Below are 13,489 nucleotides of genomic sequence, written 5' to 3'. Positions count from 1 at the left end.
TGGCTTCATGCTTTTCGATCTTGGCTTTACGGGCGTTGATCTTTTTCTTCAGGTTTTTCGCTTCTTTCTTGGACATGATGGCCTCCTGCTCGTCATTCGCTTTCGGTTGAAAGCTAATTTCATTGTAATTGGGGTTCGGGGGAAGGCAAGGCGAATGGCTAAACCCCAAGCCACTCCGCCAACTGCAGATTGGTCTTCAACCGCAAGCGCTGCTGCAACATCCCTTCAAACACGCTGTCGACCGTGCAACTCTGGCCCAACAACGGCAACGCAGCTTCCGCTTCTGAAAAAAACTGCTGTTCACGCTCGGTGCCTATGATGGCGTGCCCCCACCACTCCATCACCCGAGGCCGGGCCTGTTTCAGTAACGAATCCGCCGGCAGCTTTTCAGACTTCGCCGCATTGGCGGTATGAGAAGCCGGCAACAGGTTCCAGAGATCGTTGTTGTTCCAGCGGGACCAGGGAAAACAGTGGTCAATATCGTAGCGGGTACGGGCAAGATTTCTGGCAGTCCAGACACACTCCACCGGGCCAGCGGAAAGCTGTTGCTCTACCAGCTTGCGCACGACCGTGGTATCTCGCCGCCCTTCTACCCACTGCAACGCCTGATGATAGGTTTCCGTTGAATAACGGGCTTCCCAGCTCCCCATAAGGTTGATCCATTCATTCACAATGGCCGGCTCAACCCAGCAGGCGTAACGGCTGAATGTGTCCCAGAGCATGGCAGGCACCCGGAAACGCCCGAACCGGGCCAGGGTTTCCTTATCCAGATGAACCGCCTCGTTACGAATAGTCAGTCGACTGGTGCCACCCTCGAAAACCTGGCGATTGGTGCCCGGCCAGGTGGTGAAGTGGGCAGGGTTCTTGAGAATGTTCGAAGCCGCCAGTTTGATCGCCCGCATAACCACAGGCGCAAACTCCGCCGATAGTGACAAACCAACCCGGAAATCCAACGGCGACAGTTTGCCCAGCTCGAAGAAATCATCCCCGGCAAAACCCAGCCCCCGGGAACCCGGCGCCTGCCGCAAGTGATGCTTCAGCACCAGCGGGTGGTACAGCATGATCCAGAACAGCCCCACTGCCCCAAGTGGCAGCTCTACCCAATCATCGGAGCGGTTCAGTACCAACCCCGGCGCGCTGTCTGCCATGCGCACCAGGGTTCGCAGCAAGCCCAGTTTGTACGTGGAGGATTTGTTGTCATTGATGATGATATGCCGCAGCGTGGGCAACGCCCCGGTGCCATCATCCGGCAGACGGTATACGGCGGTTTCCCACCACACATCCTCGCGTTTCAGCTGATCCGCTCGCGGCATATCCGGCAAAGGCACCGGCATAACCGCCCGGTGGCGGGCAAAGCTGTCCAGCTCGGCCTTCGAGACTTCGTAGAACTGGCGCTCACCATCCCCCGGCCCATGGCGCAGCGTGATGACCAACATGCCGGACGGTGCCAGCAGCTCAGTCAAAATCCGGAACGCCCGCTCCCGGTAAGTAGGGGGCAGGTGCATCCAAACCGCAGACACCAGCACCAGATCAAACCGGTAACTGAGTTTTCGGATCTCGCTCAGATCCGGCAGAGAGTCATCCACCCACTGGATACTACGATGGGCCGTTGCCGCCTCACCCAGCCGACGCAACTCCGCCGCCGGCTCCACCGCCACCACATCCCAGCCACGCTCCGCCAGTGCCAACGCATCGCGGCCGCTGCCGGCACCTACATCGAGCGCGAGACCGGTTTTCTTGTCCAGCTGGGGGAGCCAGTCGCTGTGGACCTGTTCGAAGGTCAGGGACTGGTATTGGGTGAAGAATTTTTGGGCGTTTTTGTTGTAAGGACCGTAACTCATGCCACCGCCAGCTTAGCCGCCTGCTGCCACATAAAGTTCGGCATCGGCGTTCGGAGTTTCCAGGTAATACTCATGGGTTGAGAGCCGGTGTGAGACACGTAATTAACCTCTCCGTAATTCACAAACCCCATCGTGCGGCCATATTCGTCTTTCGCTTGCTCTCTCACAAACAGGAACAAACGTTTGTTGATGGCTTGGTGTTGAATATAGTCCTTACCTTTGCCACGGTCAGGCCGCGCGCTGTTTTGCGACTGCCAGTGAAACAACTGCTCGTTGATCGCGTAGTCGTGGTACATGGTGGTTGGTGAGAACTGCTTTTCGTTTTTATCCAGGGTGACAAACAGCAGCTCGATATTCTGATCCTGAATGACATACACACCTTCCCTCGATGGTGGCTGGTGCTCGAACGTCATGGCACCAAAACCAACCAGAATCTGCTCTCGGGAATAGCGGGCGTGCAATCGCAGCGGGACTTCCTGTAACTCCGGCATGGCCGGCTGTTCGTGCTTGGTTTTCGACAGTTTCCAGTCGAGCACGTCCGCCAGCTCTTGTTCCAGCCCCAACTTGCTGAGTTCTGCCAGGCTTTGTGCCAGCGAATCAAACTCCAGCTCCGGCCCGGCTTTCTGCCAGAAGTCGTAATGGCACATCAGCGCTTGGCGATTGCTGGTGTCGTCCCAGCTAAATCCGGCCAGGCATAGCTCCTTGAGGAACAGCAGGTAGTGGTGATCGTCGCAGATCAAAATCCGGTTGTAGATGGCCTTCTTCGCTAGTTTGAACGGCGAGTCATCGGCGACGTCTTCGTCTTTCGCTTTGCTCACCAGTTCGGCCCAGCTACCCCGTTTGTAGAGCTCGTTCAGGTCGATGTGGGGATGATGGGTTATAAAATTCTTCAGCGTGAGTGGCTGCGTGGAGTGCTGCGGGAACTGCCGAACAAGTGTCACCAGCCGCTTCATGGTCAGCGTGGCTTGCCGGATGTTGCTCAGCACCATTTCCTGGGTTTTCTTGGTGAGCTCAATTCGGCAACCCAGTGGTGCATGGGGAAAGCCCTGCTTCAGTTCATCCGTAATCGAGCGTTCTGACTTACCCACCAGTGCCCGGAATTTATTGGCGAAATCATACTCAGGCCGGGAGTTGCCCACGAAATCCAGAACCGTGCAGCAGTCTTTGTCGTCTGCCAAACGCAGTCCACGGCCGAGTTGCTGCAGGAAGATGGTCAGACTCTCGGTGGGGCGCAGGAACAGCAAGGTATCCACTTCTGGAATATCGACGCCTTCGTTGAAGATGTCGACCACACACAGAACATTGATTTGCCCGGAGCGAATGGCTTGCTGCTTTTGTTGGCGTTCGTGGCTGTTGTCACTGGTGAGCACATCGGCCTTGATGCCATGTAACAAGAGCTGCTCCACCATGAAGGTCGCGTGTTCACGGCTCACACAGAAAGCGAGAGCTTTCATGCTGGTTATGTCGGTGACGATTTCCCGCAGGCTGCGCAGGATCTTATCTACCCGGCTCTGGTTGTGGGTGTAGAGGTTGGTGAGCTGAACCACATCGTAACGGCCACGATTCCAGGGAATGGTGCGCAGGTCGGTATCGTCATCTATGCCGAAGTATTGGAAAGGGCAAAGGTGGCGTCGGTTGATGGCCTCCGGCAACCGGAGTTCGGAGGCAATCACGCCGCCAAAGTCGCTTAGGATATCACTACCATCATGCCGTTCTGGTGTGGCGGTCAGGCCCAGCAGTATCTCAGGCGAGAAGTGTTCCAGTACCGCCCGGTAACTGGAGGCGGCAATGTGGTGCACTTCATCAATTACGATGTAGTCGTAATAGTCTTCGGTCAGTTTCAGCTGGTCCAGCTGGTTATTCAGGGTCTGAATCGACACGAACAACTGGCGGTAGTGTTCCGGCAACTGGCCGCCTACCCAGAGTTCGCCAAAGGCATTGTTTCGCAGCACGCCCCGATAGGCTTCGCGGGCTTGGCGCAGAATTTCTTCCCGGTGCGCCACAAACAGGAAATGGGCGTTTGGCTTTTCTTTCAGGAACCGCTGGAAATCAAACGCCGAAATCAGCGTTTTGCCAGTACCAGTGGCGGCCACCACAAGGTTACGGAAACGCTGGTGAACGTCCCTTTCCACGGAGAGCTGCTCCAGAATGTCCTTCTGGTGGGGGAACGGCGTAATTTCGAAATAGTGGGAGACGCCTGGTGCATCCAAGCCTTTTTGCTGCTTCAGGGCTCGATTGAGCTTTTCGGTACTCTCAGCCTGACCATCGAACCGCTCAAAGTCTTCCGAAGCCCAATAGGTTTCAAAAGTGCTGAGAGATTTGTTGATGATGTGGGGAATTTCCTGAGATGTGATTTTCAGGTTCCACTCAAGGCCGTTGGTCAGCGCCGATCGGGACAGGTTGGATGAACCGATGTAACCGGTGTGAAAGCCTGTATTCCGGAGAAACAAATAGCTTTTGGCGTGCAGCCTTTCACGCTCGGTGTTGTAGCTTAGCTTTACTTCCGTGTTCGGCAGACTCGCCAGGTACTCAACGGCTTTGGCATCCGTTGCCCCCATGTAGGAGGTGGTGATGATTTTAAGCTCACGGCCACTGGCGGTGAAGGCTTCCAGCTCTTTCCGGAAAATGCGGATGCCGGCCCATTTGATGAACGACACCAGCCAGTAGATTTTGTCTGCTGACAGAATTTCGCGTTTCAGTTCGGATTCCAGCGACAGGCCGGCATTGCTGCCTGAGAACAGCTCGCTTTGGGTTAAGCCCGTTAGAGGGAAGATATCTTCAACGTACTGTTTCAGGTTGGCTGCAACCGGGTTTTCCAACTCGTAGAGCGCTGTGAGGATTTTACCTTGGCTATCGAGCAGGTTCTCTTCCAGAAAGCCCTCTTCTGAAATCTGGCTCTTGAGCCACATCAGCAGCTGGTTGGAGAGTTCGATTTGCTCCTGAAGCCGGTCGTCTCCCGACGGCACGGCTTCAATGGCAAATTCCAGAATGTTGGACAGGAATCGTGACAGCCACACCGAGGCTTCGGCGCTGTTGAGCTGGCGTTCACCAACGTAGAACTTGTCTCTGTCGAGACGGCTTTCGATGAGCTTGGTGATTAGCTGCTCGTAGATTCCGGTTTGTTGCATTACCTACGTTCCATGTTGATGGCACATCTGGCAAGAACCGTAGCGTTCAACGTCCCGGTTTCCAAGGAAATCTTAAGACTTTCTCTCCGGCTCGTCTGAATTTTGCATTTGTTTACGAACCACTTACCCTACTCACACACCAGATTCCCCAACGCATCCTCCCTGCACCGCCGCCCCTCCCGGTCCCGCCAGTTCCCCAGCGAATCCTTGCGCCAAACCTCTTCACCATCAGAAGACCGATAGTTTCCAAGGCTGTCTTTGCGGTAACGGTTGCCGGTTCGGTTGTCATTCCAGTGCCCGAATGCGTCTTTGCGTAGTGTGCCCTGTTCGCCGCTGTCGCACTGGTAGCGCATGTTGCCCAGGGCGTCTTTACGGTAGGTGCAGTTTTCCTGTGCGGGCAGCCAGCCGGATGCCAGCACAAGCAGTGCTATGGCCAGGGCGATCATCAGGTGTTTCGCCATGGTATTCGCTCGCATGGTGTGCCCTCCTCTGGCGTTGCCTTTGTTCCAGTGTAGTCACGGGGGCGACAGGTAGCGTCGTGCGGTGGATTTTTTGTGAGTGGGTTCAGGTATTGGCCAGCCAGGCCGCTCCGCGCACGCCGCTGGAGTCGCCGTGGGCGGCTTTTACGATGGGTGTGTCGCATTCGCCGCCGAATACGTAGCCGGGCAGGCGGGCGGGGAGTTCCTGGTAGAGCTGTTCGGCGTTACTCATGCCTCCGCCCAGGATGATGATGTCCGGGTCGATTACGTTGATGATGGCAGCCAGGCCTCGGGCCAGGTGTTCCAGGTATTGGTGCAGGGTTTCGGTGGTTTGCGGGTCGCCATGCCCGGCATGTTCGACAATGGCATGGGCGGGCAGTTGCTGGCCGGTGCGCAGTTTGTGGGTGAGTGAAAGCCCGGTTCCGGACAGGAAGGTTTCGTTGCAACCGTGGCGGCCGCAGAAGCAGGGGCGCTGTTGCAGTTCGGCTTCCGGGGTCCATGGCAGGGGGTTGTGGCCCCATTCGCCGGCTACGCCGTTGGGGCCGGTAAGCAGCTGGCCGTTCACGCTTATGCCGGCGCCGCAGCCGGTGCCCAGTATGGCGGCGAATACGTTGTGGTGGTTTCGCCCTGCTCCGTCTGTGGCTTCGGAGAGCGCCAGGCAGTTGGCGTCGTTGGTCAGGGTAACGGGCCGTTGCAGCAATTCTTGCAGGTGTTGCTGCATGGGCTGGCCGTTCAGCCAGGTGGAGTTGGCATTTTTGATGCGGCCGGTTTTGCGGGAAACGCTGCCGGGTATGCCTACGCCTACCGGTATGCCGGTGGTGCCGGCGTGGGCTTCGGCCTGTTGTACCAGAGCGTGGATGGTGTTCAGGGTGGGTAGTCGCCTGCTGGGGTGGCTACCCGTTTGCGGAAGTGTTCGTTGGATTGGTTATCCAGCAGGATCACTTCGGTTTTGGTCCCGCCCAGGTCTATGCCTGTTAGCCAGTTTTGCATACGTTTCCCTGTGCCGCAGCCCGGTTATTCTGAACCGTTACCCGTTATCGGCTGGTAAAACTGAATCTGGTTCCGGCCTGCGTGCTTTGCAAGGTAAAGGGCTTTGTCTGCCTTTTCCAGCAACTGTTTTAAGCTTTCCTCGCCACTATACTGTGCCACACCACAACTGGTGGTTATGGTAATTTCCTGGCCGTCGTCCAGGGTGCACAGCATGTCACCCACCGCCACGCGAATCCGCTCAGCCAGGACCAACACTTGCTCCTTGGTCAGGTGGCGCACGGCCAAGGCAAATTCCTCTCCCCCCAGGCGACCAAACACATCATCCCTTCTCAGAAGGTGACTGACGGTCTTTACAAAGGTTTTTAGTACTGTATCACCCGCGCCATGGCCGAAGGTATCGTTCACACGTTTGAAGTGGTCGAGATCCAACATGATGACATAGAGCGCGGCATTATCGTTGTCCACCCAGCTGCTGACCACCGACAACCATGCGCCCCGGTTTAATACTCCGGTTAAGGCATCTGTGCGGGCCAGCTGGGTCAGGTTACGCTCTGTCTCAACATGGCGACTTACGTCTGCAATGGCCAGGATGGCACCCCTGTTTTCAGGATCACCAAACGCCCGAACACTCATACTCAGGTGCACGATGCGGCCATTCCTGCCTACCATGCGCTCTTTGTCTGCGCGGCTGTCCTCGCCTGTAGCCAGGGTGTGCAGTGTCGGGCAAGGCCCGTCATGCAGGCTATGGCCATCCGGGGTAACGTGGCAGGTTTGGTGCAGGTCGCGGCCAATCAGCTCCGCTTCTGTCCAGCCCAAAAGCCGTTCACCTTCCGGATTAATCCACTGCACCCGGCATTGTTGGTCTACCATCAACAACCCGTGCCCGGACATTTGCGTAACCACCTGCAACTGATGGTAGTTTTCTGCCAGCACCCGCTGCATTTGCCACTTATGCGTGTTAGCGCGTCGCCATAGCAAGAGCAAGGGGTAGGTTACCAGCAGTCCGGAAATCAGCCGAACGCCCGCTTTTTTGACCGAATCCATCCCGACGGCCGAACAGGGCTCCCCTGCCGTTCGCTGGGCCAGCAACAGTTCGGGAGACTCAACGCGAGGATCCGAATAACGGTGCCAGCGGTAGTTATAGCACTCGTCTTCCAACTCGAACTGTCCCTGCTGAGCGCCACGCACTTGTTGCCACAATGCCGGATAGCTAGCCGAAAACCGACTGGCGGAATCATCAGCAAACGCCCAGTCGGCAACACCACCACCGGCTATCCAACCGCCGGCGTCGTCAAGCACGACCAGGTCAGTACCGTCCGGCAACGCTGTGCGCAGGTGTTGCAGCAATTCATTCGCCTTGGCATTGAGCACCACCATGCCACCCTGTTCACCATCCACGTGTACGCTGGCGACTACCCGAACCGTGGGCACAAAGGGAACTTGAATGCGGCCATTTTCAACATTTAGGTCAAAGCGGGACACAAAGACGCTCCCCGCCTCTCCTGCCAGCCCCGCTTTCACGTAGTCACGATGGATTTTAAGCTGTAAGCCCTGCGTGACCAGTTGTGGCTCACCGTTGTAGTTGTTAACCCGAACCTGTTCAACTCCGGAACGATCTATATAACGTAGCTGGTCATAACTTGGCCTCAGACCTGCGATGTTCAGAAACGCCTGTTCTAAAGATAGCAAGCCCTCTGCGGACAGGTCTCTTATGTACATCTGCAACACCGGAGAGGCGGCAATTACATCGGCATCTCGTGTCAGTTGCTGCACATAGCCGGCTGTCATCAGCTGCATCAGCTCCAGGTTACGGTTGATGTCGACTTGTTCCAGCTCCCGATCTTTCTGGTAGGTAGGGTATTGAGTGACAAAAATGACGACAACAATAAGGACCAGCAAAGCGGAACTTTGAAGCAGCAATGAATGACGGGAGAACCAGGTCGGCATATTAAACGTTTCTATCAGTTTGGCGGGCTCATGGTAGTCAATCTGCACTATGGCTGTGCTTTGGACAACCATCCACCCCGGATTTTGCAAGAATTTACGTGTTTGACGCTTTATTTACACAACTGCCGTTGTGCAAAAAACAAACTGGCCTAACAATATGCGCCGGCTTTTTTCTTCCACTCTGAGGCGGCGCTCCGTCTATGCCACAAGTTTCTCACGCACTGCGGTTGCAGGCCTGGCCATTGTTGCTGCTGGCCTGCACTTTGCTGGCCGGTTTTGCCGGTTTGCTGGCGTCTGCCTTTCCGCAGTTGCCGGTACCGGAGCCGCTGCGTTTCTCCTGGGCCGGGTCGCTCACGCTGGTGGTGGGTGGCATGGTTATGTCTGCCTGGCTGTTTCGTTCGTCTGGCCGGGCGTTGTTGCTGAAGAAGCTGGCGTACCAGGCTTCACACGATGCGCTGACAGGCCTGGCCAACCGCACGATGTTTGAAGAGAAGTTGCAGCAGGATTTTACCCTGGCCCGCCAGAACAACCGGCTGATGGCGGTGCTATTTATAGACCTGGACGAGTTCAAGCCCATTAACGATACCCTGGGCCACAAGGTGGGCGACCGCCTGCTGGTGGCGGTGGCGCGGGCGCTGGAGGCGTGCATTCGCCCTACCGATACGCTGGCCCGATTTGGTGGCGACGAGTTTGTGGTGCTGCTGCCAGACCTGGAATCGGCCCGGCAGGCAGAAGAGGTGGCAGAACGCATTCTGCAGAAGATTGCTCTGCCCCAGCAGGTGGGCGGCCATGAGCTGTACTTGTCTGCCAGTATCGGGATCAGCCTGCTGGATGACAGCGAAACGTCGCCAGAGAAGCTGATTCGCCAGGCAGACATGGCGATGTACAAGGCCAAGCGCCAGGGCCGGGATACGTTTCAGGTGTATTCGGCAGAGCTGGACGCCAAGCTTTCACGCCGGGTTACCCTGCGCCAGGATCTGCAAGAGGCCATTCGCAGCGGCCAGTTGTTCCTGCATTACCAGCCTCAGGTAGACCAGAACGGCAAGTTTTTCGGTGTGGAAGCGCTGGTGCGCTGGCAGCACCCTACTCGCGGGCTGATTGCGCCGGAGCGTTTTCTGCCGTTGGCAGAGGAAACCGGCCAGATTGTGCCGCTGGGCAAGTGGATTTTCACCCAGGCCTGTAAGGATGCCGTTCAGCTGAAGGAAATGGGGCTGCTGCCCGGGCGCATGGGGGTGAACCTGTCGCCGCTGCAGTTCCACCGCCCGGGGTTTCTGGACAAGCTGAAGAAGATTCTGGCCGAAACCGGCCTGCCGGCTGATCTGCTGGAGCTGGATTTGACCGAAGGCGTGCTGATGAAAGACCGCTGCCGCGCTATTAGTTTGGTGAATTCCCTGCAGGAGCTGGGAATTTCCACGGCGATTGATGATTTTGGCACCGGCTTTTCCAGCTTCAGCTACCTGAAAGACCTGCCCGCCAGCAGCATCAAAATCGACAAGTCGTTCGTGGAAAACGTGGTCACCAACCACAAAGATGCCGCCGTGTGCAAAGGCGTAATCACCATGGCCCGCGAAATGGGCCTGACCGTGGTTGCCGAAGGCGTGGAAGACGAGGCGCAGTTCGATATCCTAAGAGCCTGGGGCTGCCACCGCTTTCAGGGGTTTTACTTTGCTCGGCCTATGGCTTTGGATGCGCTGGTTAGCTGGGCTCGGGAAGTGGACTGATTAGGGGGCTGACTAGGGGTCTGTCCCTACGAGGACTGACCCCTCTAGGCACCAAGTCCGGTTCTAGTCTGAGCAGCCCCCTCTAGGCACCAAGCCTGGTTCTAGTCTGACTCAACTTGGTACGTTGAGGGGTCTGTCCTCGTAGGGACAGACCCCTAGTCTGAGCTGGGACAGACCCCTAGTCTGCGTTGGGACAGCCCCCTTCACTTCTTAATCCACCGGCCACCAACAAGCACAAACTGCCCCGCCGGCGTTTTCTCTATAGCCTTTTTGCCCGCCACGGTTTCCACCTGGGTTACCGGAATATTGTGCTTTTCAGCAATGCGGGTGTACTCCTCCCGGCGGGCGTTGTTGATGGCTTCGGCCACTTCCCGGGCGTTGCCTTCTGCCCGCACTACGTCCAGGTAGCCGGCGGGGGTTTCGCCTAGCAGGCCTTGTTGTTTTGCGGTTTCCAGCTGTTGCTTGGCTTCTTCCAGGCTCATAGCCAGTGCCGGCAATGCCACACCCAGGGCGAGGATGAAGGCGGCGGTTTGGATGATTCGTTTCATGTTGAACTCCTTGATCAGCGTTTGATGGTGGCCGGGGTTGTTCAGAACAGGCCTTGTTCGCTGAACAGTTCGTCTACTTCTTTGTCCACCTTTACGTAGATTTCGTGCTGGATTTTTACGTTCAGGTTTACGGTGATGGGTTCTTTGGGTGCGGCCACTTGTACCGTTGGCGTGCAGGCGATGAGCACCAGCGGCAGTATTGGCAGCAGTAGGCGCTTTAGCATGGTCATGGTGTTGCCTCCTGCCCGGATTGTTGCAGCCGTTCGCGAACACGTTCGGTAACGGCTTCGTTTACTTTGCCGCTCAACTGCAAGCTGGTGAGCAGCGCGGGGATGTCTTCTTCCAGGTTTACATTGAGCACCACGGGCTGGCCGTTGCGGATGTCCGGGTTGTTGCCCTCAAGGCGCAGGCCAAGCGTGAGTTTGCCCTTTTCACCGTAGTCTATCGCGCTGCTGAGCACCGAATAATGAAAGTTTTGCAAAGCGCGGGTTACAGTTTCTACCGTGCCGCCGCTGCCGAGCATGGCCTGCAACTGGTCGGCCGGCAGTTTGAGCATGCCGCCGGGGCTGAGGGCCGCGATGCTGCCTTGCTGTACTTCGACTCCGGTACCGGAGATTTCCAGGGGGATGGAGCCGCTGAGCAGGCCGGAGCCTTCGAAGCCCTCGGCGGGGTATACCTGCAGCAGACGGGTAAGGGAGATTTCGTGGGCATCGACGGGGATTCTGACGGGCTGGTCAGCCAGGTTGATGGTGCGCGGGGCGATGCGCAGGCGGCCATCCAGGAATTCGGCATTCGCCTGCTGGATGTTGAGTTCGCCGGCGAACGGCTCTGCCTGAGCAGCCCGGTAATCCGCCAGCAGGCTGATGGGGCCTATGCCGATGCCGGAGTTGATCTGGCCGATGGTTGTGTCCCGAAGGCGGGCGGTGAGCTGATTGTTTTCAAGGCTGAACAGCAGGTGGCCGCTGAGGTTGGTGATGGCAGTTCGGTCCATCAGGCCACTGAGGTTCCGAAACTCCACGCGGCTGTGCACAGCCATGGGGGTGTCGGGTTGCAGATGAATGGTCACCTCGGCGCTGAGTTCGCCGCTGTCGAGTTCCAGCAGGTTCAGCTGCTCCGGCCAGTTGGTTAGGGTATTCCTGAAGATGCCGACGGCCTCGCTGCCGGCCATGGTGGTGCTCAGCCGTATGCTCTGGAACTCACCGGCCACATGCCGAACGCGGATATCCGCTTCCAGCCCCGCATCATTACTGATCTGCCCCTCCAGCTGCACATCCGACAACGAACCCCCAACCCGCCCGGTAAACAACCACCCCTGGGGCTTCAGCGCCGGATGACTAATGTCCTCCAGCCCGAACCGGATCTGCTGCACCTCAAACTCCAACGCACCCGCCGGCCCGGCTACCAGCAGCCAAAAAACCACCACCAGCTGCCAGACCAGGGGTCTGTCCCTACGTGGACTGACCCCTCCAGGCACCAAGTCCGGACTTGAGCGGTTATTGAGCGGGCCCTTAACCATTATCGAAAATCCTTGTTTGCCTTGATATCCGTCAGTGCCTAGTATCGCGCCCTTTTTATGGCACCGTGTGGAGGCACCTTACCGCGTTATGGGACGTCGCAACGAACAACTTCGCTGGCAGCTGGCCAAAGGGCTGATTCATGCACTGCACCTGGAGCGGTTAGCCAGCCGTTACAGCCGCACCACGGTGATGGCGGTGTTCAACCTGGTGAATGGTAGCTTCAGCATTGCGTTGGTGTCGTTTGTGGCGCTGGTTACGCAGGAGGCGTTTATCTTTCCGTCGCTGGGGGCTACGGCGTTCATCCTGTTCTACGTGCCCATGGCCCAGCCGGCTTCGCCCCGCAATACCTTGTGCGGGCACCTGATTGGCGCGCTGATGGGGTTGCTGTGCTTGTACATTTTTGGCCTGCAGAGCCAGCCTTCCGCCTTCGCAACTGGCGTTGACCTGTCCCGGGTGGGAGCGGCAGCGTTGTCGCTGGGCCTCACCAGCTGCCTGATGGTGGTATTCCGCGTAGCCCATCCTCCCGCCGGCGCCACCGCCCTGATCGTCTCCCTGGGCCTGATGCCCAACCCGGCCCAGCTGCCCATCCTGATGGCCGGGGTTGCCCTGCTGCTGGCCCATGCCTTTGTGATGAACCGCCTGGCGGGGATTCCGTACCCGGTTTGGGCTGGGGGCGGGGTGGCGCCGGCTGCGGAGGGGTCTAAGGTTGCTGGGGTTTGAGATTTGGGAGTCTGAACTGTTTGGGGTAAGCTGAACCAAGTGAATCGCTTTCCTGAGAGGCATGAGAAAATGCGAATTCAAGAATTAATCGAAGAAGCTAATGCCCTTCCTGTCGATGAACGGGCGCTTGTGATCGAGTCGCTTCTGAAAAGCCTTAATCCCACAGAGTCAGGCATCGACGAGAAGTGGGCTGACGTGGCCCAGAAACGATTAGCTGAATTGGATTCAGGTGCAGTCGAGGCTGTCCCGGGTGAAGAAGTTTTCACTAAGATCAGGAGCAGGCACGGAAACTAATGGACTACAGTTTTCACCCCGCAGCGGAAGCGGAGTTCAATGATTCGATCGACTACTACGAATCCATCCAACCCGGCCTGGGCATTGAACTGGCAGACGAAGTTCTTCGTGCAATAACCAGAGCCCTCAAATATCCGAAGGCCTGGAGTTTCATCCGAAACCCCGTCAGGCGCTCCCTTGTTAATCGTTTTCCCTACGGCGTTCTATACGTTGAAAGAGGCGGTGGGATATTCATCCTTGCAGTGATGAACCTCCATAGAGAGCCTGATTACTGGTTCCGCAGGCAATAGTGCCTGGAGGGGTC

Annotated in this window: 13 protein-coding genes; 4 read left to right on the top strand and 9 right to left on the bottom strand. The window is 57.3% G+C overall.

Going from position 1 to position 13,489, the window contains the following annotated elements; translation table 11 throughout:
* Positions 1 to 158: 158 nt before the first annotated feature.
* The 6 genes from LWH94_RS08575 to LWH94_RS08555 all read right to left on the bottom strand — a co-directional run bounded on the left by LWH94_RS08575 (position 159) and on the right by LWH94_RS08555 (position 8,385).
* Complete coding sequence (locus tag LWH94_RS08575; protein WP_232901902.1) at positions 159 to 1,841, bottom strand: class I SAM-dependent methyltransferase; 1,683 nt, start codon at positions 1,839 to 1,841, stop codon at positions 159 to 161.
* On the bottom strand, positions 1,838 to 4,969 hold the full coding sequence (locus tag LWH94_RS08570) for a DUF3427 domain-containing protein (protein ID WP_232901901.1): 3,132 nt from the start codon (positions 4,967 to 4,969) through the stop codon (positions 1,838 to 1,840). The genes LWH94_RS08575 and LWH94_RS08570 overlap by 4 nt, the downstream gene beginning before the upstream one ends.
* A 128-nt stretch (positions 4,970 to 5,097) precedes the next feature.
* Complete coding sequence (locus tag LWH94_RS08565; RefSeq protein ID WP_232901900.1) at positions 5,098 to 5,445, bottom strand: hypothetical protein; 348 nt, start codon at positions 5,443 to 5,445, stop codon at positions 5,098 to 5,100.
* 88 nt (positions 5,446 to 5,533) lie between these two features.
* A complete protein-coding gene (locus LWH94_RS08560) occupies positions 5,534 to 6,259 on the bottom strand; it encodes an ROK family protein (RefSeq protein ID WP_232901945.1) in 726 nt (241 codons plus the stop codon).
* A gap of 53 nt (positions 6,260 to 6,312) precedes the next feature.
* Positions 6,313 to 6,438, bottom strand: a complete 126-nt coding sequence (locus tag LWH94_RS19410; protein WP_269802530.1) for a hypothetical protein — start codon at positions 6,436 to 6,438, stop codon at positions 6,313 to 6,315.
* Between the two features lie 24 nt (positions 6,439 to 6,462).
* Complete coding sequence (locus LWH94_RS08555) at positions 6,463 to 8,385, bottom strand: sensor domain-containing diguanylate cyclase (protein WP_232901899.1); 1,923 nt, start codon at positions 8,383 to 8,385, stop codon at positions 6,463 to 6,465.
* Between the two features lie 200 nt (positions 8,386 to 8,585).
* On the opposite strand from LWH94_RS08555, the gene LWH94_RS08550 reads away from it, so the two are divergent.
* Positions 8,586 to 10,106, top strand: coding sequence for a putative bifunctional diguanylate cyclase/phosphodiesterase (locus LWH94_RS08550; protein WP_232901898.1), 1,521 nt, complete (start codon positions 8,586 to 8,588; stop codon positions 10,104 to 10,106).
* A 203-nt stretch (positions 10,107 to 10,309) separates the two neighbouring features.
* On the opposite strand, the gene LWH94_RS08545 is transcribed toward LWH94_RS08550, so the two are convergent.
* The 3 genes from LWH94_RS08545 to LWH94_RS19520 are packed head-to-tail and all read right to left on the bottom strand — an operon-like array spanning position 10,310 to position 12,077.
* A complete protein-coding gene (locus tag LWH94_RS08545; protein WP_232901897.1) occupies positions 10,310 to 10,654 on the bottom strand; it encodes a YdbL family protein in 345 nt (114 codons plus the stop codon).
* A 41-nt stretch (positions 10,655 to 10,695) separates the two neighbouring features.
* Entirely contained in the window at positions 10,696 to 10,878 is a 183-nt protein-coding gene (locus tag LWH94_RS08540) for a YnbE family lipoprotein (RefSeq protein ID WP_232901944.1), read from the bottom strand.
* Positions 10,879 to 10,880: 2 nt separating this feature from the next.
* A complete protein-coding gene (locus LWH94_RS19520; protein ID WP_232901896.1) occupies positions 10,881 to 12,077 on the bottom strand; it encodes a YdbH domain-containing protein in 1,197 nt (398 codons plus the stop codon).
* A 181-nt stretch (positions 12,078 to 12,258) separates the two neighbouring features.
* Here LWH94_RS19520 and LWH94_RS08530 point away from each other — a divergent pair, with 181 nt between their 5' ends.
* The 3 genes from LWH94_RS08530 to LWH94_RS08520 all read left to right on the top strand — a co-directional run bounded on the left by LWH94_RS08530 (position 12,259) and on the right by LWH94_RS08520 (position 13,475).
* Positions 12,259 to 12,891 carry an HPP family protein gene (locus LWH94_RS08530; RefSeq protein ID WP_232901895.1) on the top strand — a complete coding sequence of 211 codons (633 nt, stop codon included), beginning with the start codon at positions 12,259 to 12,261 and terminating at the stop codon, positions 12,889 to 12,891.
* A gap of 69 nt (positions 12,892 to 12,960) precedes the next feature.
* Positions 12,961 to 13,185, top strand: a complete 225-nt coding sequence (locus LWH94_RS08525) for an addiction module protein (protein WP_232901894.1) — start codon at positions 12,961 to 12,963, stop codon at positions 13,183 to 13,185.
* On the top strand, positions 13,185 to 13,475 hold the full coding sequence (locus LWH94_RS08520) for a type II toxin-antitoxin system RelE/ParE family toxin (RefSeq protein WP_232901893.1): 291 nt from the start codon (positions 13,185 to 13,187) through the stop codon (positions 13,473 to 13,475). The genes LWH94_RS08525 and LWH94_RS08520 overlap by 1 nt, the downstream gene beginning before the upstream one ends.
* Positions 13,476 to 13,489 lie beyond the last annotated feature (14 nt).

Source organism: Marinobacter sp. G11 (genome assembly GCF_021282325.1).
In the GTDB taxonomy this organism is placed as follows: domain Bacteria; phylum Pseudomonadota; class Gammaproteobacteria; order Pseudomonadales; family Oleiphilaceae; genus Marinobacter; species Marinobacter vinifirmus.
This window is presented reverse-complemented; position numbering and strand designations above follow the sequence as displayed.